The organism is Rhodococcoides trifolii (genome assembly GCF_014635345.1).
Classification (GTDB): domain Bacteria; phylum Actinomycetota; class Actinomycetes; order Mycobacteriales; family Mycobacteriaceae; genus Rhodococcoides; species Rhodococcoides trifolii.
This window is the reverse complement of the sequence record NZ_BMCU01000010.1, coordinates 1-26,159: the sequence shown is the minus strand read 5'-3', so window position 1 is coordinate 26,159 and position 26,159 is coordinate 1. Positions and strand designations below refer to the sequence as shown.

Annotated in this window: 26 protein-coding genes and 3 tRNA genes; 16 read left to right on the top strand and 13 right to left on the bottom strand. The window is 65.5% G+C overall.

The features are described from left to right. Positions 1-91: 91 nt before the first annotated feature. From IEW02_RS24700 to IEW02_RS24685, 4 genes are all read right to left on the bottom strand, one after another. A complete protein-coding gene (locus tag IEW02_RS24700; protein WP_188548052.1) occupies positions 92-976 on the bottom strand; it encodes an aldo/keto reductase in 885 nt (294 codons plus the stop codon). An 88-nt stretch (positions 977-1,064) separates the two neighbouring features. Next, positions 1,065-1,137: transfer RNA gene (locus tag IEW02_RS24695), tRNA-Arg, on the bottom strand. A 36-nt stretch (positions 1,138-1,173) separates the two neighbouring features. Next, positions 1,174-1,263, bottom strand: a tRNA-Ser gene (locus IEW02_RS24690). A 90-nt stretch (positions 1,264-1,353) separates the two neighbouring features. Beyond that, complete coding sequence (locus IEW02_RS24685; RefSeq protein WP_188548050.1) at positions 1,354-2,055, bottom strand: dienelactone hydrolase family protein; 702 nt, start codon at positions 2,053-2,055, stop codon at positions 1,354-1,356. Positions 2,056-2,114: 59 nt separating this feature from the next. On the opposite strand from IEW02_RS24685, the gene hisC reads away from it, so the two are divergent. Then, positions 2,115-3,158, top strand: coding sequence for a histidinol-phosphate transaminase (gene hisC / locus IEW02_RS24680; RefSeq protein WP_188548047.1), 1,044 nt, complete (start codon positions 2,115-2,117; stop codon positions 3,156-3,158). A gap of 5 nt (positions 3,159-3,163) precedes the next feature. On the opposite strand, the gene IEW02_RS24675 is transcribed toward hisC, so the two are convergent. Further along, positions 3,164-4,162 (bottom strand): alpha/beta hydrolase, encoded by a 999-nt coding sequence (locus IEW02_RS24675; protein WP_188548045.1) that lies wholly within the window; start codon positions 4,160-4,162, stop codon positions 3,164-3,166. 484 nt (positions 4,163-4,646) lie between these two features. On the opposite strand from IEW02_RS24675, the gene IEW02_RS24670 reads away from it, so the two are divergent. Beyond that, positions 4,647-5,900: a PucR family transcriptional regulator gene (locus IEW02_RS24670; RefSeq protein WP_229746306.1), complete on the top strand. Its 1,254-nt coding sequence runs from the start codon at positions 4,647-4,649 to the stop codon at positions 5,898-5,900. 79 nt (positions 5,901-5,979) lie between these two features. On the opposite strand, the gene IEW02_RS24665 is transcribed toward IEW02_RS24670, so the two are convergent. From IEW02_RS24665 to IEW02_RS24655, 3 genes are all read right to left on the bottom strand, one after another. Continuing rightward, positions 5,980-6,069 (bottom strand) — tRNA-Ser (locus IEW02_RS24665). A 26-nt stretch (positions 6,070-6,095) separates the two neighbouring features. Further along, the gene (locus tag IEW02_RS24660; protein ID WP_188548085.1) at positions 6,096-6,527 is read right to left on the bottom strand and encodes a MarR family winged helix-turn-helix transcriptional regulator; all 432 of its coding nucleotides are present in this window, start codon (positions 6,525-6,527) and stop codon (positions 6,096-6,098) included. A gap of 112 nt (positions 6,528-6,639) precedes the next feature. Then, on the bottom strand, positions 6,640-7,815 hold the full coding sequence (locus IEW02_RS24655; protein ID WP_229746305.1) for an alpha-hydroxy-acid oxidizing protein: 1,176 nt from the start codon (positions 7,813-7,815) through the stop codon (positions 6,640-6,642). A gap of 32 nt (positions 7,816-7,847) precedes the next feature. On the opposite strand from IEW02_RS24655, the gene mgrA reads away from it, so the two are divergent. Genes mgrA through IEW02_RS24640 form a run of 3 tightly spaced genes read left to right on the top strand, consistent with a single transcriptional unit; the run spans position 7,848 to position 10,274 of the window. Continuing rightward, complete coding sequence (gene mgrA, locus IEW02_RS24650; protein ID WP_188548043.1) at positions 7,848-8,882, top strand: L-glyceraldehyde 3-phosphate reductase; 1,035 nt, start codon at positions 7,848-7,850, stop codon at positions 8,880-8,882. A gap of 39 nt (positions 8,883-8,921) precedes the next feature. Beyond that, positions 8,922-9,911: an NAD(P)H-quinone oxidoreductase gene (locus tag IEW02_RS24645; protein WP_188548041.1), complete on the top strand. Its 990-nt coding sequence runs from the start codon at positions 8,922-8,924 to the stop codon at positions 9,909-9,911. Between the two features lie 15 nt (positions 9,912-9,926). After that, complete coding sequence (locus IEW02_RS24640; protein WP_188548039.1) at positions 9,927-10,274, top strand: DoxX family protein; 348 nt, start codon at positions 9,927-9,929, stop codon at positions 10,272-10,274. On the opposite strand, the gene IEW02_RS24635 is transcribed toward IEW02_RS24640, so the two are convergent. Next, entirely contained in the window at positions 10,275-11,477 is a 1,203-nt protein-coding gene (locus IEW02_RS24635; protein ID WP_188548037.1) for a cysteine desulfurase-like protein, read from the bottom strand. A gap of 160 nt (positions 11,478-11,637) precedes the next feature. Here IEW02_RS24635 and IEW02_RS24630 point away from each other — a divergent pair, with 160 nt between their 5' ends. The 5 genes from IEW02_RS24630 to IEW02_RS24610 are packed head-to-tail and all read left to right on the top strand — an operon-like array spanning position 11,638 to position 15,621. Beyond that, complete coding sequence (locus tag IEW02_RS24630; protein ID WP_229746304.1) at positions 11,638-12,222, top strand: bacterial proteasome activator family protein; 585 nt, start codon at positions 11,638-11,640, stop codon at positions 12,220-12,222. After that, complete coding sequence (wzm, locus tag IEW02_RS24625) at positions 12,215-13,084, top strand: galactan export ABC transporter permease subunit Wzm/RfbD (protein ID WP_188548080.1); 870 nt, start codon at positions 12,215-12,217, stop codon at positions 13,082-13,084. The genes IEW02_RS24630 and wzm overlap by 8 nt, the downstream gene beginning before the upstream one ends. Before the next feature lie 12 nt (positions 13,085-13,096). Next, entirely contained in the window at positions 13,097-13,894 is a 798-nt protein-coding gene (gene wzt, locus IEW02_RS24620; protein WP_188548035.1) for a galactan export ABC transporter ATP-binding subunit Wzt/RfbE, read from the top strand. Then, on the top strand, positions 13,887-14,774 hold the full coding sequence (glfT1, locus tag IEW02_RS24615) for a galactofuranosyltransferase GlfT1 (protein WP_188548034.1): 888 nt from the start codon (positions 13,887-13,889) through the stop codon (positions 14,772-14,774). The genes wzt and glfT1 overlap by 8 nt, the downstream gene beginning before the upstream one ends. A 16-nt stretch (positions 14,775-14,790) precedes the next feature. After that, positions 14,791-15,621 (top strand): class I SAM-dependent methyltransferase, encoded by an 831-nt coding sequence (locus IEW02_RS24610; RefSeq protein ID WP_188548032.1) that lies wholly within the window; start codon positions 14,791-14,793, stop codon positions 15,619-15,621. Between the two features lie 9 nt (positions 15,622-15,630). On the opposite strand, the gene IEW02_RS24605 is transcribed toward IEW02_RS24610, so the two are convergent. Then, positions 15,631-17,484 (bottom strand): glycosyltransferase, encoded by a 1,854-nt coding sequence (locus IEW02_RS24605; protein WP_188548031.1) that lies wholly within the window; start codon positions 17,482-17,484, stop codon positions 15,631-15,633. 138 nt (positions 17,485-17,622) lie between these two features. On the opposite strand from IEW02_RS24605, the gene IEW02_RS24600 reads away from it, so the two are divergent. Next, positions 17,623-19,854: a hypothetical protein gene (locus tag IEW02_RS24600; RefSeq protein WP_188548029.1), complete on the top strand. Its 2,232-nt coding sequence runs from the start codon at positions 17,623-17,625 to the stop codon at positions 19,852-19,854. Here the strand turns inward: IEW02_RS24600 and IEW02_RS24595 are convergent. After that, positions 19,812-20,405, bottom strand: coding sequence for a class I SAM-dependent methyltransferase (locus tag IEW02_RS24595; RefSeq protein WP_188548027.1), 594 nt, complete (start codon positions 20,403-20,405; stop codon positions 19,812-19,814). The genes IEW02_RS24600 and IEW02_RS24595 overlap by 43 nt on opposite strands. Before the next feature lie 156 nt (positions 20,406-20,561). Here IEW02_RS24595 and IEW02_RS24590 point away from each other — a divergent pair, with 156 nt between their 5' ends. From IEW02_RS24590 to IEW02_RS24575, 4 genes are read left to right on the top strand one after another with little or no spacing between them, the layout of a single operon-like run. Beyond that, on the top strand, positions 20,562-21,548 hold the full coding sequence (locus IEW02_RS24590; RefSeq protein ID WP_188548078.1) for a glycosyltransferase: 987 nt from the start codon (positions 20,562-20,564) through the stop codon (positions 21,546-21,548). Beyond that, complete coding sequence (locus tag IEW02_RS24585; RefSeq protein ID WP_188548025.1) at positions 21,545-22,423, top strand: NAD-dependent epimerase/dehydratase family protein; 879 nt, start codon at positions 21,545-21,547, stop codon at positions 22,421-22,423. The genes IEW02_RS24590 and IEW02_RS24585 overlap by 4 nt, the downstream gene beginning before the upstream one ends. A 39-nt stretch (positions 22,424-22,462) precedes the next feature. Continuing rightward, positions 22,463-22,936 carry a GtrA family protein gene (locus IEW02_RS24580; protein ID WP_188548023.1) on the top strand — a complete coding sequence of 158 codons (474 nt, stop codon included), beginning with the start codon at positions 22,463-22,465 and terminating at the stop codon, positions 22,934-22,936. After that, positions 22,933-23,763, top strand: a complete 831-nt coding sequence (locus tag IEW02_RS24575) for a glycosyltransferase family 2 protein (RefSeq protein ID WP_188548021.1) — start codon at positions 22,933-22,935, stop codon at positions 23,761-23,763. The genes IEW02_RS24580 and IEW02_RS24575 overlap by 4 nt, the downstream gene beginning before the upstream one ends. Here the strand turns inward: IEW02_RS24575 and IEW02_RS24570 are convergent. Then, a complete protein-coding gene (locus IEW02_RS24570) occupies positions 23,760-24,881 on the bottom strand; it encodes a cutinase family protein (RefSeq protein WP_188548019.1) in 1,122 nt (373 codons plus the stop codon). The genes IEW02_RS24575 and IEW02_RS24570 overlap by 4 nt on opposite strands. Further along, positions 24,878-25,882 (bottom strand): dTDP-glucose 4,6-dehydratase, encoded by a 1,005-nt coding sequence (rfbB, locus tag IEW02_RS24565; protein ID WP_188548017.1) that lies wholly within the window; start codon positions 25,880-25,882, stop codon positions 24,878-24,880. Before rfbB ends, IEW02_RS24570 begins: the two co-directional genes overlap by 4 nt. 39 nt (positions 25,883-25,921) lie before the next feature. Here rfbB and IEW02_RS24560 point away from each other — a divergent pair. Further along, positions 25,922-26,159, top strand: a 238-nt coding sequence (locus IEW02_RS24560) for a dTDP-4-dehydrorhamnose 3,5-epimerase family protein (RefSeq protein ID WP_188548015.1), incomplete at its 3' end; no start/stop codon positions are given.

Sequence of the window (26,159 nt, the reverse complement as noted above, 5' to 3'; positions counted from 1 at the left end):
CGCCTTTCGAGAAAACTCATGTAGTTGCGCGTTCAATCAATACGATACTGCGAATAGTTGCTGTGTCAACTACCGCACGGGAGGCGTTCGATCAGCCGTCCGCATTCAGGTCGGCGACTTCGTCGGCGGTCAGCTCGATGTCGGCTGCGGCGGCCGAATCGCGGACTGACGACGGCCGCTTCGCGCCGGGAATCGGAATCACGCACGGTGACTGCGCAAGCTCCCAGGCAAGCGCAATCTGTTGTGCGCTCACCCCACGCGACTCTGCGACGGTCGCGAAGGCAGGATGCTTGTCCGAGAGGTCCTTGGCCTTGTTCAAGCCACCGAGAGGACTCCACGGCAGGAACGCCAGTCCCAGCTCCTCGCACACCTCTATCTCCGGAGCGCTGCTACGGAACGCCGGTGAAAACTGGTTCTGCACACTGACCAGTGAATCGCCCAGTACCGCGTGCGCGGCACGGATCTGCTCGACATTTGCGTTGGAGAGCCCCACACGGGCGACCTTGCCGGTGTCGGCAATCTCCTTCAGCGTGCCGATCACATCGTCGTAGCTCACGTCTGGATCGGGCCGGTGGTGTTGCCACAATGCGATCTGGTCCACACCGAGCCTGCCCAGGCTGGCGTCGACGGCAGACCGGAGATGAGCCGCCGAACTGTCGGTGTCCCACCCACCGTCCTCCGTGCGCACGTGGCCGCCCTTGGTGGCGAGCAACACGCGATCCCGCACGCCGAGTTCGTCGAGGAGCCCTGCGACCAACGTCTCGTTCGCTCCCTGAGCATCGGGCCCGTTGTCCCCGGGGCCGTACGCGTCGGCGGTGTCGAACAGGCTGACCCCGGCGTCCACTGCGGCGCGCACGGTATCGAGCAGTTGTTCGCGAGGCTGAGGGCCGGACTGGTCGAAGGTCATCAGGCCCAGCCCGATGGCGCCGACCTCGACGCGTCGAGAAGAGTCGTTACCGATGTGTCGTGTCTTCATCTCGGTTGTGTACCCGCACGCGCGGCGGTGAACCAGTACGAAAAAAGGCCGGAGCCGGCATCTCTGCCGACTCCAGCCTCAATTCTTGTGCGCCCGAAGGGATTCGAACCCCTAACCTCCTGATCCGTAGTCAGGTGCTCTATCCGTTGAGCTACGGGCGCATGCATTTTCAGTTGTCTCTCGACCGAAGTCGACAGTGGCGGAGGCGAGAGGATTTGAACCTCCGGACCCGGTGAAGGGTCAAGTCATTAGCAGTGACTCCCATTCGGCCGCTCTGGCACGCCTCCTGAGCCTCTTGCGAGGGCACCGGTCCTTTCGAACCGCCGATGGAGAAGATTACACACGCCTCGTGGGTAAAGGCAAAACGCCTCCCACCGTCATCTCAGATGACTGTCGAACCAGTCGAAGATGCGCCGCTGAGCGTCGACGATGGCCTCGGCGCCGTCCTCGACTTCGGGCCCGGTCGCCTCGTCCGGCCGGTGCCCCTGGCCGCCGTAGGTCACCACGAGCGTGGCCACGGAGGCCGTTGCAACCGCCTCCTGAAGTCGTTCGACGTGATCGGCGGGGATCCGCTCGTCGGCTTGGCCGTACAGACCCAGCCATGGGGCTTTCAGGGACGGAAGAGCGTCGACCAAGGCGGTGGCGTCGCCGGTCAGCGGTTCGACGATCCCGGGGGCCGCCACGCTGACGGCAGCCCCGACGGGACGGGTCGTCGCGACGAGTGCGGCGGCGGTTCCGGCGTCGTCGAAACCGATCACCCCCACGCAGTCGGCGTAGACGCCCCGCGAGACGAGCCAGTCGAACGTCGCGTCGAAATCGTCGAAGAGGTTGTCCCCGAACACCTCGTCGTCACCACCCCGGTGAAAGAGGTTCGGGGCCGCCACGGTCCATCCCTCCTCGGCGAGAAGGCTCATGAAACTGGTGAGCGCGTCGGTGAACTCGCGGGACTCGTGAAGGAGGACGATGCCGCCTCGACCGCTGCCGTCCGGCTCTATCGCAGTGAGGGGTACGTGCTCGGTCGGCTCCTGCCCGGGCGGTACCCGCAGAGGTGCATTGTCAGAGAAGATGCTGCCCGACATGGCGTCTACCGTAGGCGCCCGGGCGGGTCGACGCTGGGGATGGCGCATAATCGGTGGTCGTGACCGCTCGCACTCGTCCCGACCTCGACTCCATCCCCGGTTATGTTCCCGGCCGCAACTTTCCGGGCGCCATCAAACTGGCGAGCAACGAGACCACGGCAGGGCCGCTACCGAGCGTGCACGAGGCAATCGCGACCGCCGCCGCCACCCTGAACCGGTATCCGGACAATCAGTCCACCGCGCTCGTGGAAGCGCTGGCGGACTTCCTGGACGTGCGGCCCGAGAACGTCGTCGCCGGCAACGGGTCCGTTGCCCTGTGCCAGGAACTCGTGCAGATCACCTGCTCGGCGGGCGACGAAGTGGTGTTCGCGTGGCGATCCTTCGAGGCGTACCCCATCGTATCGCTGGTCGCCGGTGCGACCGCCGTGCGGGTACCGCTGGCGGATGGATTCGTGCACGACCTCGATGCGATGCTCGCCGCGATCACCGATCGCACCCGACTCGTGTTCCTCTGCAACCCGAACAACCCGACCGGTACCGCCGTGAGTCGGGCGGCCGTCGAGAAGTTCCTCGACGCTGTTCCGTCGCACGTGCTCGTGGTGCTCGACGAGGCGTACTTCGAATACAACCGCGGCGACGTCGACGGCGTCGAGCTGGGGCGTACCCGGCCCAACGTGATCGTGCTGCGGACGTTCTCCAAGGCGTACGGCCTGGCCGGTCTACGGGTCGGCTACGGCGTCGGCGCGCCGAGCGTGATTGCCGCCCTACAGAAGGTGCACATCGCGTTCAGTGTGAGCGCGGTGGCGCAGGCTGCGGCTATCGCATCATTGGCCGCGTCCGACGAGTTGCTCGCCCGGACGGACTCGGTCATCGCAGAGCGGGAACGCGTTCGTGATGAACTGCGCAGCCTCGGCTTCGAGGTGCCCGAATCGTCGGCCAATTTCGTGTGGCTGCCGTTGGGCGCCGCGACTCCCGAGTTCTCGTCGGCGTCCGCAGAATCGGGTGTGCTGGTACGTGCCTACGGCGACGAGGGCGTGCGCGTGTCGATCGGTGACCCGCACGAGAACGACGCGTTCCTGGCGTTCGCGTCGAAGAAGGCCTAGGACTTCTACAGGCCCAGGGCCCGCTTCAACGTCGGCCAGGAGTCGTGCAGATCGTCCTGCCAGTAGCCCCAGGAATGGCTACCCCATGGACGAAAGACGAAGGTGGCGGGCACGTTTGCGGCCGAGAGCGTACCGGCGAATTCGCGCGTGCACAGGTTTGCAGCCACTTCGAGCGGCCCGCCGACGGACAGCGTGCGGATGATGTCGTTGCCGAAGCCCTGCTCGTAGGGGCCGGGGAAACCGTTGCCCGTGGCGATGTAGATCTGCTTGCCGCGCAGCGCATCCACGTGCAGTGACGGATCGTTGATCTGCCACTGCGGGTCCGAGCTCGGGCCCCACATGTTGTCGGTGTTCCCGCCGACCGAGGCAACCGTGGCGCGGATCGCGTTCTTCTCGTTCTCGGAGTCGTTGGAGTAGCACCCGCTGAACGCCGCGATGCCGGTGTAGAGCGACGGGTACTTGGTGATCAGGTTCATCGCGGCCTGCGCGCCCATCGACAATCCGACGATGGAGTTGGTGCCGTTGCCGTAGAACTGCGAATCGACAAGCGGTGGAAGCTCTTTGGTCAGGAACGTCTCCCACATGTTCACGCCCAGGGCCGGATCGGGACGCAACCAGTCGGCGTAGTAGCTACCGCGGCCGCCGATGGGCAGAACCACGTTCACGTTCTTGTCGGCGAAGAACGCGGCGATGTCGGTCTTCGCCGTCCAGGTGCTCTCGGTGTAGTTCGTTTCCTGCCCCGCGCTGAGACCGTCGAGCATGTAGAGAGACGGACGCGGCTTCGACCGGTCAGCGGGGAGCAGAACCTGAACCTGGACCACCCGACCGAGCGCAGGCGAGTCGACGAACATCGCGGCGCGGCGGTCGGTCAACATCTCGACGTGATCGACGCGGGCCGATGCCGTGGACACCGCCGGCGCAGGGTCTGCCGTCGCCACCGGGGCGCCGCCGACGACCAGACCCGCGATCAGGCCGGCGGCCACCACCAGAGCTTTCCGACGCATTCCATCCCCTTGATTCACCATCACTGCTTCCGGCGCGCATCGGTCGAGAATTCGGCCACGTCGCCCACACAAAGATAACTCACGAAAAGGGTGCCTCGAGCACCCTTGACCTGCAACGAAATGCGGTTGTCAGCGATCACAGCAGTCCGTCTACGAGGCCGTGGATTCTCCACCGGCGGTTGTGTCGCCTCCGCTCCGACCCGAAAAGGGAACATCGATAAATGGTTACGTGACAGATTACAAATGCAATGTGTCGATATTGGTATTTGTCACGTGATGTTCATTCGAGCCGAAGGCCATGCTGTGCTGGACGCACGACTCCGGGCGGTCCCGTGTGTGGCTTGGCCCGACGCCGGGTTGCCACGTCGACCAAACCCATGGTTCAACAACTTATCTCGAAACAATCTCGAGGTACGTTATTCGTTGTTACGGTACGTACCGGGCCGCGAGGTCCGGTCTACTCGAACCGCCACTGGGGGGCATCATGACGATCACCAAGACGGCACTCAATCCACTGAACGGCGCTGTCGACGCGGGCTTCATGGCCGGTGACCGGTCCCATGCGATCGGCTCGAGCGAACTCCGCGGCGTCGCGCGCCACCTGGTCGACCACTTCGCGGCCAACACACCCTGCGGCACCCTCCCCGGTGAACTCCTGCACGGCGACGTCACCGAGGTCACCGTCCGCTGCCTCGGCCTCGCCGTACAGATGCTGGAGAACGGCAAGACACCGACCGAGAGAGACCTCGTCAACGTGCACGACGCGGCTGCCCGCTGGGCACGCGAGGGTGTACCGCTGCGGTCGATCCTGCGCGCCTACCACGACGGTTTCCGATTCGGGCTCACGCTGATCGCCCAGCAATCGCGCACCACCGACACCAACAACGTCACCGACAACTCGCTCCTGCTGGTGACCCTGCTCGAAGCAGTCACCACCGAGGTGTCCATCGCCTACGTCGACGAATATCGTTCGGTGGCGAGTGAACACCACACGGCCACACATACTCTCGTCACCACACTGCTCAGTGGTGGACCCAACGCGCTCTCCCAGGCCAAGCAGTGCGGCATCGACCTCGCCGACCGCTACATGGTCATCGCGCTGCACTTCCCGCAGCACCCCGACGAGAACAATCCGACCGTCGACCGCACCGTCTCCGGTCGCCGCAAACTGCGCCGCATCCAGGCCGAACTCGCGACCCAGTGTGGCCGTACACCTTTGGCGTTGCTCAGCACCGAAGGCGGCACCATCCTGCTGCCGGCACCGCGCGAACGCGAATGGGTCGACGAGTTGATCGAGCAGTTGAGCAAGGCCGGCGAGATTCCGATCACCGCGACGGTCACCGAGTCCGACCGAGGCGACGTTCCCGCAGCATCGGAGCACGGTTACGAATTGCTTTCTCTGACACGTCAACTCGGCCGTAAGCCGGGCACGTACCGCACCGAGGACCTGGTGCTCGAGTACCAGATCACCCGCCCCGGACGCGGGCGCGAACACCTGCTGCGCGTCCTGGCTCCGCTCGACGATTCGCCCGAACTGCTCGAAACTCTGAAGGCGTACATCGGCCACGAGCTCAACCGGCAGCGGACGGCGCGGCACCTGTTCGTCCACGCGAACACCGTCGACTACCGGCTCAAGCGCATCGGCCATCTCACCGGAATCGACCCGAGCGTGCCGTCGGGCCTGCGGTACCTGCAGGCCGCCATCGTCGCACAGGGGTTGGAGCGCAACGGGTCCTGATCGATCCGACCGGAGAACGAGAGAATCCGGTGCTCGGCGGTCCGCAGGGGGAACCGTCGGGCACCGGATTTTTGTCTTTTGGCGGAAGCGGAGGGATTTGAACCCCCGGACGCTTTTACACGTCTCTCGCTTTCAAGGCGAGTGCATTGGGCCGCTCTGCCACGCTTCCATAGTCGAGTCTAGTAGCCCTCGCGCCTAGTAGCCGTCGCGGGTCAGGTGCCCGTCGACCTTCTCGAACACGTCCCCCAGCACCTGCTGTTCGGAGGAGGTCAGCAGATCGATCAAGTGCTTGCGCACACTGACCACATGAGTAGGTGCCGCACTGCGAAGGCGGGCTCGACCTTCCTCGGTGATGACCGCCAGCACGCCGCGTCCGTCCTCGAGGCAGGTATCGCGAACCACCATGTTCTGCGTCTGCATCCGCCGAATCTGGTGAGTGAGCCTGCTGCGGGAAGACAGCACCCCGTCGGCCAGCTCCGACATGCGCAGCGCTCCGTCCGGCGACTCCGACAACATGACCAAGATGCGGTACTCGGCCAGTGTGAGTCCGTGGCTGTCCTGTAGATCCCGGTTCAGCACGTCCATCAACCGGTAGCTGCCGTCCATGAGACTGCGCCACGCGCGCATCTCCGTATGGTCCAGCCAGTTGGGCTGAACACCAGTTTCGCCGGTCTCCCCGATTTCAGCGGTCACGGGAGACGAGGGTAGTCCAGACCGACGAGTCTGCTCCGCTGATCGCTCACCTGTCCGCGAGAACGGAGCGATCGATCTCCTTGATCGAGGACAAACCGGCGAGACCCATCGTCAGATCGAAGTCGGCAAGCAGGCACCAGAGTGCATGCACCACACCCGCCCGACCTGCGAGCCCGAGCCCGTAGACCCACGGCCGACCGTAGAAGACGGCGTCCGCTCCGGACGCGAGCGCGACGATCACGTCGGACCCGGATCGAATGCCCGAGTCGAGCAGGACGGCCGCGCGGTCACCGACCGCATCGGCGATCGGGCCCAACGCGTCGAGAGACGAGATGGACCCGTCGACCTGACGGCCACCGTGATTGCTCACAACGACACCCGCGGCGCCGGCGTCGACGACGGCCCGGGCGTCGTCGGGATGCAGGACGCCCTTCACCGCCACCGGCAGGTCCGTCCACTGCCGGACCCTCTCGACGTCGGAAGGCCGGAGTGTGTGATTGCCAAACATGCCCACCCAGGTGAGTACCGCGATCTGCATGGCCTCCGCACTCTCCTCCGGCGGGGTGGCGAGGCGTGAGCGGAAGACCGGATCGCTCAGGTAGTTGGCGATGCCCTCCGCCTTCAGGAACGGGAGGTGACCGAGGGTGAGGTCCCTTGGCCGCCAACCCATTCCAGGTGTGTCGGCGGTGACGACGATGGCCTTGGCTCCCGCCGCCGTCGCGCGACGCACGAGGGACTCCGCCAATTCGTGGTCGGCGGGCCAGTACAGCTGGAACCACCAGTTCTCCCCGGAGCTCGGGGCGACGTCCTCGAGGGCGGTCGACGACGCGGTGGAGAGCACGGACCCGATCCCCAACTCGCTCGCGGCCGATCCGACGGACGGCTCCGCGTCGGTGTGCACCATGCCGAGCACACCGACCGGCGCGGTGAGAATCGGTGCAGCCAGCCGTGTTCCGAGAACCTCGACCGACAGATCGCGGGCGTCGGGAGCGCTGGCCCCGCGCCACATTCTCGGCACGATCCGGCGAGAAGCGAACGCGTCGACGTTCGAGCGAGCGGTGCGTTCGGTGGACGAGCTGCCTGCGATGTAGGCGAAGGCAGCGGCGGACAGAGTTTCGCGCGCCTGCTGCTCGAGTTCCGCGGCCGTCATGGGGAGCTCGGGAACAGCTCCGCCGAGGCCGCCGAGGTAGATCTCGTTCTGGAAGTTGCCGAAGTACGTCACCCGCCCCACGCTAGACGGTGCAGGATGACAGCATGCCCGATCCTTACGTTGCACATCCCGACCGTTACGAGAACATGCCCTACCGCCGCACGGGAACGTCCGGCCTGAAACTCCCCGCCATCTCCCTCGGGTTGTGGCACAACTTCGGCGACGACACGCCGTTGCAGACTCAGCGCGACGTTCTGCGCCGTGCGTTCGACCTCGGAATCACCCATTTCGACCTGGCCAACAACTACGGCCCTCCGTACGGCAGCGCCGAGATCAACTTCGGACGGATCCTCCGCGAAGATTTCGGTCCCTACCGCGACGAACTGGTGATCTCGTCGAAGGCCGGCTGGGACATGTGGCCCGGCCCCTACGGATTCGGCGGATCTCGCAAGTACCTGCTGTCGTCGCTGGACCAGTCGCTGGGACGAATGGGGATCGACTACGTCGACATCTTCTACAGCCATCGGCCCGACGCCGACACACCCGTCGAAGAGACCGCCGGTGCGTTGATCAGCGCCGTCCACCAGGGCAAGGCACTGCACGTCGGCATCAGTTCGTACTCACCCGAGCGCACGCGCGCCATGGCGTCGTTGCTCTCCGACGCGGGTGTTCCGTTGCTGATCCATCAGCCGTCGTACTCGATGCTGAACCGCTGGATCGAGACCGAACTGTTGGGCACCCTCGACGACCTCGGCGTCGGGACGATTGCGTTCTCCCCGTTGGCTCAGGGAATGCTGACCGACAAATATCTGGACGGCGTTCCGGCCAATTCACGTGCAGCGCAGGGTAAATCGCTCGATCCCGACTGGCTGAACGAGGAGACTCTCGGCCATCTTCGCGCCCTGAACGACATCGCCTCGGCGCGGGGGCAGTCGTTGGCGCAACTGGCGCTGAGCTGGGCACTGCGCGACTCGCGGGTCACGTCGGTCCTGATCGGCGCGTCGAGCGTGAAGCAGTTGGAGGACAACGTGGGAGCGCTCGGCAACCTCTCGTTCAGCGACGAGGAGCTGTCCTCGATCGACGCGCACGCCCGGGATTCCGGAATCAACATCTGGGCGGGGGCGACGGAGAGCGCCTGAGTTCGCGTCCCGTTTCGGGGGAGGGCCTACGGTGGTCTCATGCATGCGATCACGCTCCGCGAATACGGTGACCCCGACGTCCTGACGTGGACCGAGGTGCCCGACCCGACACCCGGCCCCGGCGAAGTGCTGATCGACGTGTCCGCCACCGCGGTCAACCGCGCCGATCTGCAACAGCGGCAAGGCAATTACCCACCTCCGCCCGGAGCGTCGGAGATTCTCGGACTCGAGTGTTCGGGCATCGTCAGCGACCTCGGACCGGGCGTCTCCGGATTCTCGGTCGGTGACCGAGTCTGCGCACTCCTCGCCGGCGGTGGGTACGCCGAGCAGGTGGTCGCGCCCGTCGGTCAGGTCATGCCGATTCCCGACGGGCTCGACCTGCGCGCCGCAGCTGCCCTGCCCGAGGTGGCGTGCACCGTGTGGTCGAACGTGATGATGACGGCCGGCCTGAAATCGGGCGACACCCTGCTCATTCACGGCGGCGGCAGTGGAATCGGAACGCACGCTTCGCAATTGGCGAAGGCCCTCGGAGTACGGGTCGCGGTGACTGCAGGCTCGGCCGAGAAGCTGGAGATCTGCCGCACGTACGGCGCCGAGATTCTGATCGACTACAAGACAACCGATTTCGTCGAGGAGCTGAATACGGCCACCGACGGTCACGGCGCCGACGTCATCCTCGACAACATGGGCGCGAAGTATCTGTCCCGCAACATCTCTGCGCTCGCGATGGACGGCCGGTTGATCACGATCGGCATGCAGGGTGGCCGGAAAGCAGAGCTCGACTTCGGCAGCTTGATCGCCAAACGCGGCACCGTTCATGCCGCCGGGCTGCGCGCTCGCCCGCTCAGCGGTGCGCACGGAAAGGCCGAGATCATTCGGGCCGTGGTCGAACACGTCTGGCCTCTCGTCACCGAAGGCGCCGTGGTTCCGGTGATCCACGCCGAGGTGCCCATTCAGGACGCGGCGTCCGCGCACCGGATGCTCGACGACCACTCCACCGTGGGGAAGGTGCTGCTGCGCGTTCGATGAGGTTGGATAACGACCATGGCCATCGTCGCAATCGTTGTCAATGCCTTCCTCGCCATCGCGCTGACTCTGTCCGCGATCGGAAAACTGACCAAGAACGAGCAAGCTCTGGCCGGCATTCGTTCCGTCGGTTTCCCCGACGACAAGATCCCGCTGCTCGCCGTCGTCGAACTGGCCGGTGCAGTGGGGTTGATCATCGGCATCTTCTTCACGCCGTTGGCCATCGCTGCCGCGATCGGTGTCGTTCTCTACTTCGTCGGCGCAGTCGTCGGGCACATCCGTGTCAAGGACGGCCAGTTCGGCCCGGCTGCCTTCCTCCTGGTGCTGGCGCTGGTCGCCGTGATCGTCAACGCGATCGCGGCTTGATCAGCTGAGAGCCGCTATCCGCGAGACGAACTCGTCGAGTTCGTAGCGCGTCGTGTACGGCGCCAACCCGATGGTGATGGCGCCGCCCTCGTCGTTCACCCCGAGCGAGTCGAGCAATCGGCTGCCACCGTGGATGCCGCTGACGACGCCGATGCGGTTCTCGGCGAGGTGGGCTGCCACCTTCTCGGCGGGGACGCCGTCGACGCTCAAACTGAGTGTCGGCACCCGGCTCGGGGACCGTCCGATGACCATGGCCCTCGGGAGGTCGTCCAGGGATTTCAGCAAGTGGTCGAACAGCTGATCCTGATAGTCCTGCAGCGAGCTGATGGACATCTCGAGGCGTCGGCGACGCGAGCCCGTGGCGTTCTCGTCCAGACCGGCGAGGAAGTCGATCGAGGCGGTCATTCCCGCGAGCATCGCGTACTGCAGACCGCCCACCTCGAGCCGCTCGGCGCCCCGCGCCTGTGGATTCAGCGACATCGCGGGAATGCGGTCGAGAAGGGCCGGGTCCCGGAACACCAAGGCGCCCACCTGAGGTCCGCCCCACGCCGGTGCGCTGACCGCCACCACGTCGGCGCCGAGTTCACCGATGTCGACGTGGGCGTAGGGCGTCGCACCGACGGCGTCGACCACGATCAGACCGCCGACATCGTGGACCCGGTCGGCGGCGATGCGGACGTCGGGCGCCGAACCCACCACCGGCGACGCGGCGGTGAGCGCCACCAGACGCGTCGTGGGTCCGATCAGTTCGGTGAACTGCCAGCTCGGGAGAGCACAGGTCTCGATGTCCACCTCGGCCCACCGGACCTGGGCGCCGTAGCGGTTCGCGATGCGCAGCCACGGCGCGACGTTCGCTTCGTCGTCGAGACGGGACAGAACCAGCCCCGTTCCGAGACCGAGACGGGTGCTGAGCGATTCGGCGAGCCACGCCAGAAGCGTCGCCCGATCCGGACCGAGAACGACGCCTTCCGGTTTGCCACCGACGAGATCGGCAACTGCCTGCCGGGCATCCTCGGTGATCGACGCGCTGCGACGGGAGAAGGTGTGTCGACCCGTACGCGTCGACGACGCCCCGCGGAACGCCGTCGAGACGGCGGTGGAGACGCGGTCGGGAATCTGCATTCCGAGTTGCGGGTCGAGGTGAATCCACCCGTCGCCGAGGGAGGGGATGAGCCCTCGTACCCGCGCGACGTCGTAGCTCATGCCGGACACTCTAAGCGCCGCGAACCGCCGAGCGCCCCGTCACCGGTCGGGGTGCACGCAGGCATGATCGATCCTCCCGTAGCGGTCCTCCCCGACGCTGCTACCAGGATAGGGCGCCCCGGCGCTGGCGGGTGTCGGTACGTCGGGTCAAGATGGACACATGACGTCATCTCAGCCGCAGCCCGACCAGCCCGAAGACGACCAGGTCGTCATCGTCGGACCAGACGGCCGTCCCGTTGCGATGAGTGCGGCGGAAGCGTCTGCGGCGGCCGCACGTGCCTCGGTGACGGGCGCGGCGGACGACGAGCCCGGTGAATCGCTGGCCGACATGGTCGAGCAGCCCGCCAAGGTGATGCGTATCGGCACCATGATCAAGCAGCTGCTCGAAGAGGTGCGGGCCGCTCCGCTCGACGACGCGAGCCGCGCCCGTCTGAAGGAGATTCACCAGTCCTCCGTGCGTGAGCTCGAACAGGGACTCGCTCCGGAACTGCGCGACGAGCTCGAGCGGCTCACGCTGCCGTTCGGCGAGGACACCGTTCCTACCGACGCCGAGCTGCGTATCGCGCAGGCTCAGCTGGTCGGGTGGCTCGAAGGCCTGTTCCACGGCATTCAGACCGCGCTGTTCGCGCAGCAGATGGCAGCGCGAGCCCAGCTGGAGCAGATGCGGCAGGGCGCCCTGCCTCCCGGCGTGAGCATGGGCGGCGGTCCGTCTCAGCCGTCGTCGGGCACCGGGCAGTATCTCTGATCGGGCTGCCTCGGGAAACCAAGTAGGCTCGTCGCTCGTGTCCGACAGCCAAACGCTCAGCCGCGCCTTCCGAGATCTGCGGGAGGGGTACGGGCAGCGCGAACTCTGGCTCAGCCTCGGCTGGCAAGACATCAAGCAGCGCTACCGCCGGTCGGTGATCGGTCCGTTCTGGATCACGATCGCGACGGGTGTGCAGGCCGCGGCCATGGGCGTCCTCTACTCGGCGCTCCTCGACCAACCGATCTCGCAGTTCCTGCCCTACGTGACCGTCGGGCTGATCATCTGGAATCTCATCAGCGCGTCGATTCTCGAGGGCTCCGAGGTGTTCGTCGCGAACGAGGGGCTGATCAAACAGCTGCCGTCGGCGCTGAGCGTGCACATCTATCGCCTCGTGTGGCGGCAGCTGTTGCTGTTGGCACACAACCTCGTGATCTACGTGGTGATCCTGGCCGCGTTCGGAGTGTGGCGGGAGCTGACCTGGGCGTCGCTCACCGCGATCCCGGCACTGGTGCTCATCATCATGAACTCTCTGTGGGTCTCGTTCGTGTTCGGCATCTTCGCCACCCGCTACCGCGACATCGCGCCGATCCTCGGCAGCCTCATCCTTCTGCTCTTCGTGCTGACGCCCATCATGTGGACCACCGAAGCGCTCAGCGGCGCCGGCGGGCAGATTTCCGAACGGGCGAAGCTTGCGGAGATCAACCCGCTCTTCCACTACCTCGCGATCATCCGCGACCCGATGATCGGGCAGCCGCAGAAGGCGTACCACTGGTACATCGTCATCGCGATCACGGTGTTCGGGTGGCTCCTTGCCATCCACGCCATGCGCAAATATCGGGCCCGCGTGCCCTACTGGGTTTAGGAGCGACCGACCGTGACCGTCAGCATCGAGACCAAGGATGCCTGCGTCGACTTCCCGATCTTCGACGCCAAGTCCCGCTCCCTGAAGAAGGCGTTCCTCGGCAAGGCCGGCGGCTCCATCGGTCGAAACGACTCCGACGTCGTCGTCGTCGAGGCGCTGCGCGACATCACCCTCTCGCTGAAGGAGGGCGACCGCATCGGCCTGGTCGGCCACAACGGCGCGGGCAAGTCGACCCTGCTGAGGTTGCTGGCCGGCATCTACGAACCGACACGCGGAAGCGCGTCCATTCGTGGGCGAGTCGCGCCCGTCTTCGACTTGGGCGTCGGCATGGACCCGGAGATCTCGGGATACGAGAACATCATCATTCGCGGGTTGTTCCTCGGGCAGACGCGTAAGCAGATGCTCGCGAAGATGGACGAGATCGCCGAATTCACCGAACTCGGCGACTACCTGTCGATGCCGCTGCGCACCTATTCCACCGGCATGCGAGTGCGCGTCGCGATGGGCGTCGTCACCAGCATCGACCCGGAGATCCTGCTGCTCGACGAAGGCATCGGCGCCGTCGACGCAGAGTTCATGAAGAAGGCGCGCATTCGGCTGCAGTCGTTGGTGCAGCGGTCCGGCATCCTCGTGTTCGCCTCGCACTCCAACGAATTCCTGGCCCAACTCTGCGACAGCGCGATGTGGATCGATCACGGCAACATCCGCCAGCAGGGTGGAATCGAGGAGATCGTGCGGGCGTACGAGGGCCCCGAAGCGGGAGACCACGTCGCGCACGTCATCAGGGAGCTCGAGAAGTCCGGTGACTGAACGAATCATCGGTGTCGTCGTCACTCATCGACGCCGCGAGCTCCTGGCGCAGTCGTTGGAAGTGCTTGCGTCCCAGTCGCGTTCACTCGACCATCTTGTCGTCGTCGACAATGCGGACGAGGAGGCTGTTCGTTCGTTGGTCGAATCGGTCCGACTCGAGACGACGTATCTCGGGTCCAAGCACAACCTCGGCGGCGCAGGTGGATTCGCCCTGGGCATCCTCTACGCGCTGTCCCTCGGTGCCGACCGGGTGTGGCTGGCCGACGACGACGGCCGCCCCGAAGGGCCACGCGTTCTCGAGACGCTGTTGGCGTGCGCCGAGAAGTATTCGTTGCAGGAGGTGTCGCCCGTCGTGTGCGACATCGACGAGCCCGACCGACTTGCTTTCCCGCTGCGGCGGGGAACCGCGTGGCGACGGTGGCGGCACGAGCTCGGGGAGGAGGAATTACTTCCGTCGTACGCCTCGTTGTTCAACGGCGCGCTGTTCACCGCAGCCGCCATCGAGGCAGTGGGCGTTCCCGACCTCCGGTTGTTCGTCCGCGGCGACGAGGTGGAGATACACCGTCGACTCACCCGGTCCGGCCTCCAGTTCGGCACGTGTCTGCAGACTGCGTACGTCCACCCCAACGGAGCCGAGGAGTTCAAACCCATCCTCGGGGGACGAATGCACACGCAGTATCCCGACGACCCCACCAAGCGCTACTTCACCTACCGCAACCGGGGGTACGTGATGTCGCAGCCGGGCATGCGCAAACTGCTTCCGCAGGAGTGGATTCGGTTTTCCTGGTACTTCCTGGTGACGAAACGCGACCCCCGCGGCCTGGGCGAATGGTTCCGATTGCGCAAGCTCGGTCGGCAGGAGCGTTTCCGGAGACCGTGAACTACGGTATGTCTTCATGACGTCCCGCCCCCGGTGGTCCGAACGCCTCAAGGTGTCCGCCCGCAACAAGCTCATCAACGCAGTACAGGACGCCGTGGCCGAACCACTGGCCGAGTCGGACCGCCGGCACCGTGAGCTGATCAAGCGACTGGACGAGCAGGGCGCCGTGCTCGCCGACCTCCGTGCATCGGTCGACACCCTGGAATTTCGGATGCGGCACGACATGCCTTTCGCATCCGATCTCGAAGCAGTCGCATCGAGCGCAGATTTCGCCGAAACGACGCTCGACAATCTCCCGACGTTCACCCATCCGCACGAGACACTGCGCTTCGCGCTGGACCAGGTGTCCATCGACGGCATGGCGCTCGAATTCGGCGTCGCCACCGGCACGACGCTCACGATCATCGCCGAGAAGTGGAAAGAGGAGTCGAACGTCGGTGTCGTCGTCGGCTTCGACACCTTCGACGGCCTCCCCGAGCCGTGGCGCACCGGCTACCCCGTCGGCGAGTTCGCCGTTGCGGAGAAGCCGGACGTCCCGGGGGCGTTCCTCGTCGAAGGGTTGTTCCAGCAGACTCTGGCGACGTTTCTGTCGAAGAATCGCGGACCGGTGGCGTTCCTGCACCTCGACGCGGACCTGTACTCGTCGACGGATTTCGTCCTGCGCCGACTCGAAAGCCGGTTGAAGCCGGGCACGATCATCGTCTTCGACGAGTTCTTCAACTTTCCCGGGTGGGAGCAGCACGAATACCGGGCGTGGGTGGAGTTCGTGAAGCGGGCCGGGGTGAAGTTCGACTACCTCGCGTACACGTCGAACAGTGAGCAGGTGGTCGTGCGGATCACCGGGTGATCTCTGCGGTCAGAGCCCGTACAACCGCGCCCAGTTCTCCCTGCTGATGAGGTCCGGCACCGCCGCCCGATACTGCTCGGAGACCGCAGGGGCTTCGGCGCGCAATCGCTTCATCAGTCGGTAGGTTCGCAGCACCAACTTTCGTGCAGTTGCCTTGTCGCGCCGACGAATTCGCACCCCACCCTGCGACGCGTCGGTCACCACCACGTGATCGAAGCGCGAGATGTGCCACCAGTGGGCGTCCTCGCGGGTGACGCCGTGCAATCCGCCGATGGTGCGGCCGCGCCACTGATCGAGTGCTCGTTTGGCGAGGATCAGCCGCATCCTGCTCGGCTCACCGCTCGCTCTTTCGACGCGAAGGTCCGCCGACCGAACCGGCGCCGTCGCGGCCGGATGCATGATGGTCTCGGGGTAGTCCTTGCGGTCCGCACGAATCTGGGCCATCGCCGCCATGCCGCCGTCCCGCAGGTGGGACGGACCCTTCAGGAAGTCCTCGATCCCCTTCAGCGTGGTGTGCGCGAGTCCGTACTGCATGCCGACTATGTATTCCGCGATCTGCCGGAAGAACATGGCCGACAACGCTTTACCGTCGAGCTGACTGTGAAGCGAACCGACGACGAGGGAATTGCGGGTGCTGAAGTAGCGTGCCCAGTCGTCGAAATCCTTCCAGTAGAAGTCGGCGTGCCACACGGCCGCGTTGGGAAGCGTGACCGTCACGAAGCCGGCTTCCCGTGCGCGAACGCCGTATTCGACGTCGTCCCACTGGAAGAAGATCGGCAGTGGCAGTCCGATCGTCTTCACCACTTCGGCGGGGATCAGGCACGTCCACCACGCGTTGTACCCGGCGTCGACCCGTCGCTCCTGGTTCTTGGTGAGCATCGACTTGTTGCCCAACGCTTTCGGTACCCGCCGGCCGTGCATCAGGACCGACAGATCGACGTCTTCGGCTCCCACGTTCAGGTAGTCGGGGTTGAGTAGGAACAGCATCTGCGCGCCGACCAGGGTCGGTTCGACGGTCGTGTTGGCGAATGTGCTGAGCCGCAACACCGTTTCGGGTTCACAGAGGATGTCGTCGTCCATGAGGATGACGTCGGCGGTGGATCCGCTGCCGGACACCTCGTACAGGCCTCGCGTGAATCCGCCTGCGCCACCGAGGTTGGGCTGGTTCAGGTAGACGAGTTTGTCGCCCAGTATCGATGCGGCCCGGACGAACTCGTCACGGTCCTTCACCAGGTCGGTCCCCTGGTCCACCACGTACACCGCGTCGATGATGTCGACGATCGACTCGTCGGACGCCAGAGCAGCAACCGTGTGGGCGCAATCGTCGGCGCGATTGAAGGTACAGATGGCGATGGCGACGTTGCGGACCACGTCGGGCGACGTCACGGTCCACTCGAGGTCGTCGACCACCAGGGAGCCGCCGAAGGACTCGAACTCGAGCCACAGCGCGCCACCGTCGACGAACTTGTCGAGCGGCACGTCGAAGCTGATCACCGTGTCGGACGTCGGTTCCTCGCCGGCGACTATGCGGCGGTGTCCGGCGATGTCGGAGGCCATCAGCCGCACCCGTGCGCGTTGGCTCGTGCTCAGACGCGCGCTGACACGCACGGCGGAGACAGTGGTCCACCGCTGCCAGTACGACGCGGCGAAGCGGCCGAAGTACGTGTTGGTGTGCGCGAAGGACCGCGGCTCCAGAGAGAAGAAGTGGCGTTCTCGGTGCCCGGCCCCGCGCTCGATGTTCACGTACAGGTCACTGTTGACTCGGGCCGACGGACCGACGAACACACCACGCTGGACCAGCAGCCGATCCGGGACCTTCCGGGCCTCGGTGAGCGTGGACGGAACCGAAGCGGGTTGGGACATGCGGCCACGATAACAACGCGGCGGGTCCGTACCCGGCATCCGTCGTAGGGCGCGCCTACCACCCGAACGGCCGCGGCGAACGGCTATCGGCGACAATCTAGGTTCTCGCACCCCCCGACGAAGAGGTAGATCAATCAGATGAGTTCGGCGACCTCGACCTTTCGTCGCGAGCGCTGGGCCTGGGGATCTGCTTCCGCCGGAATTGTCGTGGTCGGTCTGCTCGCCGTACTGGCGCTGCGACCGACGTTCTTCTACATCGACGACACCGCGTCCGGCGCGGTCGGAAACTGGCTGCAGTTGGGTCGGCTGCTCCGCGAAGGCCAGTTCGTGCCGATCGTCCTGCACCAGTGGATGGCCGGAAACTACCCGGTGGAGGGCCAGGGTGGGCTCTGGAATCCCGTGCAGATGGCGATCAACTTCATTGCCCCCTCCGTCGACAACCTGTCGTTGCTCGCCGCCGCCGTCAAAATCGGTTTCGCCGTCGTACTGGCCCTCGGCGTGTACCGAGTTGCGCTGGTCTACGGCGCACGCCCCGCCTGGGCCGCGGTCGCCGCCGCGAGTGCGCCGTTCGCGGGCTTCACCCTCTTCTTCGAGCAACCGTCGTGGGTCACCTCGCTGATCGGCATGGCCTGGGTGATCCAGGCGTGGGCCAGTGCCGTCCGCTACGTGCGCGGGCAGTCGGGCCCGATCCCGGTCTTCGTGTTCCTCTATCTTGCGATCAGCGTCGGGTACGTCCACGCCGCGCTGATGGCCGGCGTGACCGCCGGCGCCGTGATGATCGGCGAATACATCCATACCCGGCAACTGTGGCCGTCGCTTCGTCTCGCCGCGGTGTCCGTCGCGGCGGCGGCGTGCGGCGCCGTGACCTTCCTGCCCGGCGTGCTGAGCTCGGCCGTCACGTGGCGCACCGGACAGGAAGGCACGCTGAACGACAACTTCCTGACGGCGCCGTGGTCGGAGACGATCACCGCCAGCATTCCGTCGGCGGTGACCAGCATCGAGTCGTGGGCCGGCGAGACGACCACGGCCCCGGTCACCTACATCGCGTGGTTTCTCGTACCCATCCTGGCGTTCGTCGGGTGGCAGCGAGCCACGTCGTCGTTCAAGGAACTGTCGGCTCCGGCGATCCTTCTGGTGTTCCTGCTGCTCTTCACCGCTGGGCCGTCCGACATCGGCCAGATTCGCTGGCCGGCACGACTGCTGCCGTTCGTCGCAGTCGTGGCACTGATCATCGTGGTGACGCTGGTCAGCCGATTCGGAACCACCCGACCGGCGCGTCCCCGGATCGTCGCCGCCGTCACAATCACCGTGATTCTGGTGCTGCGGGCGATGTCGTCGGGACCTCAGTTCGCGAGTCGACACCTGATGTGGGGACTGTTGGTCGTCGCCCTCGGCGCCGTCGTCCTGGTCCTCGCGATGCGACGCGATCAGCGCGTCGCAGCCGCGCTCCTGATGGTGCTGGTGATTCCGATCGCGCTGTATCAGGTCGGCAACTACGTTCCGGTACTGAGCAGCTGGGCGCTTCCGACGTCGCAGTCCGAAGCGCGCGACGAGTTTCCCGATTTCGACGGCACCACGCTGCAGCTGGGCACCCGCACCCTGACCGACACCCCATCGTCAGGGACGAAGGGCACCGACAACCTCCCCTGGCGTTCGCAGGTCTACGGCAACTACGCCAAGGACCTCGACCTCGACTACGTCAACGCGTACACACCGGTGGGTCATCAGAAGTTCGCCGGCCTGCTCTGCATGGAGTACGACGGGTCCACCTGCGCATCCGCACTTCAGAGCGTGTTCAACACCGATCTCTACACCGGCCGCACCTTCGCCGACCTGATGCTTCTCGATCGCGTGACCGTACAGAAGACGCAGTTCCCGTCGCTGCAGAACTTCGCGGTCCCGCCGGGTTGGCACTGGGTTCCCGCGCCGAAATCGTCGGGCGATCAGATTGCGGTACTCGAGCGGATCGACGGGCCGATCTCCGCGCAGCAGGGCACGGTGTCGGCGACAGTGAACGCCACGGCCACGCCGGTGTCGTCGAGCTCGAACCACGAAGAAGTCACGGTCAGTTCGCCCGCGGGTGGATCAGTCGTCTTCGCCCGCCTCGCGTGGCCCGGATACACCGCGTCACTGAACGGGCAGCCGCTGACGGTGCAGGGTCTGGGCGGAACGTTCGTCTACGTCGACCTGCCGGCGGGCACCACCGATGCAGCCCTGGAAATCACCTTCCGGCCGCCCGGCCAGCGCCTCGGCCTGGCCGGAATGGCATTCGGCATCGTCCTGCTCGCGGTCATGGTGGGCGAGAACATTCGTCGCCGACGGCGTGATCAGGGCGCCGGAGCGTCTCCGACGACCACGGTCTCGTTGTAGACGAACAACTTTCCCACCGGCCGCGGGAACGGGAAGGAGGCAGACGTCGCCTTCCGGATTCCGGTCTCGCCGCAGATCCGAAGCAGGTCGTCGGCGTCGAGCCAGCTGGTGTGCGTCGGGTCGCTCGCGAATCCCACTTCCTGCGGACAGACGATCATCACCGTCGCGTTCGGTTCCAGGTACGGCAGATACTCGTCGATCACCTTGTGCTCGACCCCGGGCGGAAGATGTTCGAGGAGGTGCGCCATCAGCATGCCGTCGTACGTCGCCTTGGGGAGAGCGTGGAACTCGTCGGCCGTGTACGCCTCCATGCCCTGCGATCGACAGAACTCGACAGACGCCTCGTTGTGGTCGACGCCGACGCTGCCCGGCGGAAGATTGCGCAGGTTGCGCCCGATGCCGCATCCCACGTCGAGAACTCGTCGCCCACCCAGGTGACGGCGGATGTTCCACTGGTACGGCGCCTGGACACGCAGGACTCGCTTCCAACGCGCGCCCTGCAACTCACGCAGACGGGCCGTGTAGCTGTCGCTGGTGGTGTCGTCGCTCATGTGTGCGCCTCCCGAGGCGAAAGAAGGGGTCGGCAATTCGGACACGCTAGTCGCAAAACGGACTTCTCGCAGGTTTCCGAACGCGCCGAGGGGAGTGCACCGATTCGCGGGCCGCTAGGCTCACGACCTGTGACCGACGCTTCCTCCCCACACCGGATCTCCGTCATCGTGCCGGTGTATCAGGGCGAGAAGACGTTGCCGGCGCTCATCGCGGAACTCGAACCGCTGACCGAGCGAACAGTGACACCGGGCCGGCGCCCGATGGTGGTCGAGGAAGTTCTGCTGGTCTTCGACCACGGGCCGGACGCCTCCGCACGCGTCATCCGTGAGCTCATCGCCGAGCGGCCGTGGGTGCGTGGGATCTGGCTCAGCCGCAACTTCGGCCAACATCCGGCGACCCTCGCGGGAATGGCGTCGAGTGGTGGCGAGTGGATCGTCACCATGGACGAGGACGGTCAACACGATCCCCGCGACATCGGCGGATTGCTTGATACCGCACTCGACGAGCAGGCAAGCGTCGTCTACGCCCGCGCCACGAACGCGCCGCCCCACGGCATGTGGCGCAACGTCGCATCGAAGGGGTCCAAGTGGCTCATCGCGAAAGCCCTATCGGCCGAGAACACGGTGCAGTACAACAGCTTTCGGCTCGTCCTCGGTGAGGTCGGCCGGTCCGTCGCGGCGTACTCGGGGTCGGAGGCGTACCTCGACGTGGCGCTCGGGTGGATCGCCGGCGACATCGCCACCAGTCCTGTCGCACTTCGCGAAGAAGGTGGACGGCGCTCCGGCTACCACCTCCGCAGTCTCCTCTCGCATTTCTGGCGGATGGTGCTGTCCAGCGGGACGAAGGGTCTGCGGATCGTCAGCATTCTCGGACTGCTCTTCGCCGTCCTCGGACTGGTGCTGGTCGCGTACCTGATCATCGTCTACGCCTTCTTCGATCCCGACTCCGAAGTGCGCGGGTGGGCGTCGACCATGGTCGTTCTTCTCTTCGGGTTCGGCGCATCGCTGTTCTCGTTGGGCGTCGTCGCCGAGTACGTGGGCGTCAACGTCAAGACCGCGATGGGCAAACCGCCGTACTTGATCGTCAACGACCCTGCAGCCGGGCCCTTGGGGCGGGCGGAGCGGCTGCCCGAGCGCGAATGACGCGGTCGTGGGTGGTCGGCAGCGGTGGCCTGTTGGGTCGATCGGTCGTCACCGAACTGGGTCGACGCGGACACGAGGTCCTCACCTCGTCCGTCCCGTGGGGAGACAACCCACGGGCCCGTGACGTGGTGATCGAGGACGCGCGACGGCTGCACGACGTCGACAATGTCGTGTGGTGCGCGGGGGCCGGTGTCAACGGAACGTCGCGCGACGAGTTCGCCCGAGAGAACGACCTGCTCGGAAGCGTGCTGGAGCAGCTGAACTGCGGCACCTTCTTCCACGCGTCGTCGGCCGGCGGGGTGTACGCGGGCACACCGGATGCGCCGCACGACGAGAACAGCGTCCCGTCTCCCCTCGGCGACTACGGTCACGCCAAGCTCGACGCCGAAGAGCTGGTGCGCGGGTTCGGCGCCCGCACCGTCATCGGACGCTTCGCCAATCTCTACGGACCGGGTCAGAACCTGTCCAAGCCCCAGGGTCTGATCTCGCACCTGTGCCGCGGGTATCTCTTGGCGTCGCCGGTCTCGATCTACGTACCGATGGACACGTTGCGCGACTACCTGTTCGTCACCGACGCAGCCGAAATGGTGGGCGACGCACTCGACTACGCCCCGACGGCAGGTCCCGGCTCGACGACGAAGATCTTCGCGTCGGGGCAGGCCGTGACGATCGGTGCGATTCTCGGCGCCTGTCGATCGGTCTTCCACCGTCGACCCAACGTCGTGCAGGCTGCGTCCCCGCTCTCTGCGATGCAGGGCAGTGACCTGCGGTTACGGTCCGTGGTGTGGCCGCACATCGACCGGCGCACGCACCGCACGTTGCACGCAGGGATCGCGTCGACGTTGAATGCGACGCGGAGCGCCTTGCTCTTCTAGGTTTGTGATTCTTCACCGGCTGCTGAGAGACTTCGAAGAATGCACGGTCTGACCCCGGGCGTTCCGGACGAGGACTCCCCCGCCGCTCCCCCGACGGGACCCCTGGCACGGCTGATAGGCAATCAGGCAATCGTGTTCCTGCTCGTCGGTGGCTTCAACACGGCACTGGGAACGGCGTGGTTCATCGCCTTTCAACTCGCCATCGGCGACACCTGGGGTTACCACGCGGCGATCGTGCTCGGATACGCCTGCAACGTGGTGACTGCGTTCTGCACCAACCGCTACCTGGTGTTCCGCGTGCGAGGGCATCTTCTGCGGGACTTCTGGCGCTTCGTGGTGGTCAACCTCGGCGCGTTCGCCGTCAACCTCGTCCTGATGACGATCGCCGTGTCCGGGCTCGGCTTCCCACCCATCCCGTCGCAGCTCGTGATCACACTGTTCACCGCCGTGGTCAGTTTCTTCGGTTACCGCGACTTCTCGTTCCGACGTCACAAGAGAGAGCCGACTGTATGACCCCCCGTGTGTCTGTCGTCGTTCCGTCCTTCAACAACGCCGCCTATCTGGCGGAGACCATGGACTCCATCCTGGCGCAGACGTACGACGACTTCGAAGTGGTGGTCGCCGATCACTCGTCGACGGACGGCACCATGGACGTCGCGCGGCGGTACGAGTCCGATCCTCGCGTCCGACTGCTGACCACGGAAGCCGGCGGCGGGGCAAAACGTAACTGGGATCGGGTCAGCCAGGAGGCGCGAGGCGAACTGATCAAGCTCGTCTGCGGCGACGACACCATCACACCGACGTCACTCCAGCAGCAGGTGGCAGCGTTCGATGCCCACCCGTCGGCCGTCCTGGTTGCCTCGCAACGGACGTTGACCGACGCTGCAGGCAAGCCACTCATCGCCGCCCGCGGTCTCGGCGGACTCGACGGTCTGGTCGGTGGCCGCGAAGCTGCCCGAACCGCAGTTCTCGCCGGTTCCAACATCTTCGGTGAACCGGCGTGCGTCATGATGCGCCGCGATGCGCTCGAGAAGATCGGATGGTGGGACAACACCCACCCGTACCTGATCGATCAGGCGAGCTTCATCGAGGTGTCGCTGCAGGGCGACGTCGTGGCCATTCCCGAGTCGCTGGCGTCGTTCCGCATCAACGCCGGCCAGTGGAGTGTGCGCCTGGCGCGCGAGCAGGCACATCAGGCCGCGGGCTTCCACGAGAAACTACGCTCCGAGAATCCGGATCTGTTGTCGGCCAACGACGTTCGCATCGGTAACGTCAAGGCTCTGTTGACCTCGTTCATGCGCCGCGCGGTGTACATCGTGCTGCGGCACCGGATGAGCTAGGCGGCCACGATCGGCACGTACGGCTTGTCCTGACCACCCGCTGCCACCTCGAACGGCATGGACGTCACGCCTCCCACCGTCGCCGTGTACGTACCCGGCGGCAGAGTCACCGAGGCCGCAGCAATTCCGTCCGGGCTGAGGACGACGGGAACGCTGACCGGTCCCACAGTGACCACCAGTTGCGCGAGCCCCTGTGCCGGACCGAGATCTGCCATGATCGCGATCGGTGCGTCGGCGGGCAGAATTTGCGGGGCAGGCACGGACGTCGGTGCGCTCGAACCGAGGGCATTTGCGATCACCGTTGCGCCGCACGCGGTGGGTGTGGTCACCGAACTAGTTGCAGCGCAGTCGATTCCGGTCGTGTAATAGTTGACATGGACGTCACCGGTGACCTTCGCCGCCGACTCGAGGCCCAGCCCGGGAATCACCTGCAGCGCAGACGACGTGTCGCAGACGGCGTCGAATCCCGCGCAGAACGACGTGAAGATGGTGCGGTGATCGGCAATCCACGCATCGGTGGCCGGGTCCACGGGCGAGAACACCGGCAACGTGCGGCGTACACCCTGACCGCGGGTGGCGATGGCCTCGGGCATGGCACCCTGCAGGCGGCTGGGGTCGCCGAACACGACTACCTTGTTCACCCGCGAGAAGTCGGTCGCACCGTCGTTCTGTACCTGCGCGAGCGCCGCATTGACCACGTCGGCGCCCTGGGAATACCCGGTGACCACAATAGTGGTCGACTGCGATCCACATCGAGAATCGATGTCGCGCAGCGTCTGTCGGAGCGCAGCCGCTCCGGTTGCGACGGACGCCGCGTAGTCGTCCCGGTACGCGGGAAGACCCGTGAGTGTCGTCTCCACCGGCACGGCGGGGTACACGATTCCGTACCCGGTGACGCCGCTGAGTCCCTGAAACTGTTGCTGGAGAAGCGGTCCCATGCCACCACCGTCGGGGTAGGTGGACGTGGCCGCACCCGCCGCGTCACCCTGCGGCTGCTCACCCGAGCCTCGAACAGCGAGATAGTATGCGGGGTCGCAGGTTTCCTGCGCCTGCGCCGGCACGGACATGAGCAGGGCCGCTGCGAACAGCCCGACGGTCACCGCGGCCAGTCGCTTCACAGTGTGCGTTCGCCTGCCTTCGCGTAGGCCTGCTCGGTGGCGTCCTTCTGCGGACGCCACCAGGCTTCGTTGTCTCGGTACCACTGAACGGTCGCCTCGAGGCCGGCGCGGAAATCGCGGTACCGCGGCTCCCACCCCAACTCGGTGCGCAACCTGCTCGAATCGATCGCATATCGCATGTCGTGCCCGGGGCGGTCGGTCACGAAGTCGAAATCGGTCTTGCCCTTGCCACAGATTTCCAGCACCGATTCGACGACGGTGCGGTTGTTCGCCTCTCCGTCGGCGCCGATCAGATACGTCTGACCCAGCTCACCGCCGTCGATGATCGCCCACACCGCACTGTTGTGGTCGTCGACGTGAATCCAGTCCCGCACGTTCAGGCCCGCCCCGTACAGCTTCGGGCGCACCCCATCGAGGACGTTGGTGATCTGACGGGGAATGAACTTCTCCACGTGCTGATACGGACCGTAATTGTTCGAGCAGTTCGAGATGGTCGCCTTCACCCCGAACGACCGGGTCCACGCCCGCACGATCAGATCGCTCGACGCCTTCGTCGAGGAATACGGGCTCGACGGGTTGTACGGCGTCGCTTCGGTGAACCGCTCCGGATCGTCCAACTCCAGATCGCCGTACACCTCGTCGGTGGAGATGTGGTGGTACCGCACGTCGTGCTCACGCACCGCCTGCAGGAGGGTGTACGTCCCGATGACGTTGGTCTGCACGAACGGCCACGGATCGGACAACGAATTGTCGTTGTGCGACTCCGCCGCGAAATGCACCACCAGATCGGACTTCTGCACCAGATCGTCGACCAGGGGGGCGTCGGCGATGTTGCCGTGGACGAACTCGATCCGGTCCCTGACCGAGGCCAAAGATTCTTCGTTGCCGGCGTAGGTCAACGCATCGAGCACCGTGATCTCGGCGTCCGGCCGAGTGGCGAGGGTCTGATGCACGAAATTCGCGCCGATGAACCCGGCACCACCGGTCACGAGAAGCTTCATGGACAGCAAGAATACGGGTGCGCCCGATACTGTGCTCTCGTGACTTTGCGTGAACTTTCGGTGGCCGGGGCGTTCGAATACACCCCCAAGCAATTCGGCGACGACCGCGGCGTGTTCTTCGAATGGTTCAAAGCCTCCGTCTTCGAACCCGCCGTCGGGCACCCGCTGAACCTGCGGCAGGCCAACTGCTCCGTCTCCGCCGCCGGCGTCCTACGCGGCATCCACTACACCGTGAACCCGCCCGGTCAGGCGAAGTACGTCACCTGCACACGCGGGG

What these genes read in the sequence shown, in the direction of transcription:
- rfbB (WP_188548017.1), bottom strand. Translation starts at nt 25,882, where the DNA reads ATGAAGCTTCTCGTGACCGGTGGTGCCGGGTTCATCGGCGCGAATTTC.
- IEW02_RS24605 (WP_188548031.1), bottom strand. Translation starts at nt 17,484, where the DNA reads ATGTCCCAACCCGCTTCGGTTCCGTCCACGCTCACCGAGGCCCGGAAG.
- IEW02_RS24575 (WP_188548021.1), top strand. Translation starts at nt 22,933, where the DNA reads ATGACCCCCCGTGTGTCTGTCGTCGTTCCGTCCTTCAACAACGCCGCC.
- IEW02_RS24610 (WP_188548032.1), top strand. Translation starts at nt 14,791, where the DNA reads ATGACGTCCCGCCCCCGGTGGTCCGAACGCCTCAAGGTGTCCGCCCGC.
- IEW02_RS24585 (WP_188548025.1), top strand. Translation starts at nt 21,545, where the DNA reads ATGACGCGGTCGTGGGTGGTCGGCAGCGGTGGCCTGTTGGGTCGATCG.
- IEW02_RS24645 (WP_188548041.1), top strand. Translation starts at nt 8,922, where the DNA reads ATGCATGCGATCACGCTCCGCGAATACGGTGACCCCGACGTCCTGACG.
- IEW02_RS24580 (WP_188548023.1), top strand. Translation starts at nt 22,463, where the DNA reads ATGCACGGTCTGACCCCGGGCGTTCCGGACGAGGACTCCCCCGCCGCT.
- IEW02_RS24670 (WP_229746306.1), top strand. Translation starts at nt 4,647, where the DNA reads ATGACGATCACCAAGACGGCACTCAATCCACTGAACGGCGCTGTCGAC.
- IEW02_RS24640 (WP_188548039.1), top strand. Translation starts at nt 9,927, where the DNA reads ATGGCCATCGTCGCAATCGTTGTCAATGCCTTCCTCGCCATCGCGCTG.
- IEW02_RS24600 (WP_188548029.1), top strand. Translation starts at nt 17,623, where the DNA reads ATGAGTTCGGCGACCTCGACCTTTCGTCGCGAGCGCTGGGCCTGGGGA.
- IEW02_RS24630 (WP_229746304.1), top strand. Translation starts at nt 11,638, where the DNA reads ATGACGTCATCTCAGCCGCAGCCCGACCAGCCCGAAGACGACCAGGTC.
- IEW02_RS24595 (WP_188548027.1), bottom strand. Translation starts at nt 20,405, where the DNA reads ATGAGCGACGACACCACCAGCGACAGCTACACGGCCCGTCTGCGTGAG.
- IEW02_RS24700 (WP_188548052.1), bottom strand. Translation starts at nt 976, where the DNA reads ATGAAGACACGACACATCGGTAACGACTCTTCTCGACGCGTCGAGGTC.
- IEW02_RS24660 (WP_188548085.1), bottom strand. Translation starts at nt 6,527, where the DNA reads ATGCGCGCGTGGCGCAGTCTCATGGACGGCAGCTACCGGTTGATGGAC.
- IEW02_RS24675 (WP_188548045.1), bottom strand. Translation starts at nt 4,162, where the DNA reads ATGCGTCGGAAAGCTCTGGTGGTGGCCGCCGGCCTGATCGCGGGTCTG.
- IEW02_RS24685 (WP_188548050.1), bottom strand. Translation starts at nt 2,055, where the DNA reads ATGTCGGGCAGCATCTTCTCTGACAATGCACCTCTGCGGGTACCGCCC.
- mgrA (WP_188548043.1), top strand. Translation starts at nt 7,848, where the DNA reads ATGCCCGATCCTTACGTTGCACATCCCGACCGTTACGAGAACATGCCC.
- IEW02_RS24635 (WP_188548037.1), bottom strand. Translation starts at nt 11,477, where the DNA reads ATGAGCTACGACGTCGCGCGGGTACGAGGGCTCATCCCCTCCCTCGGC.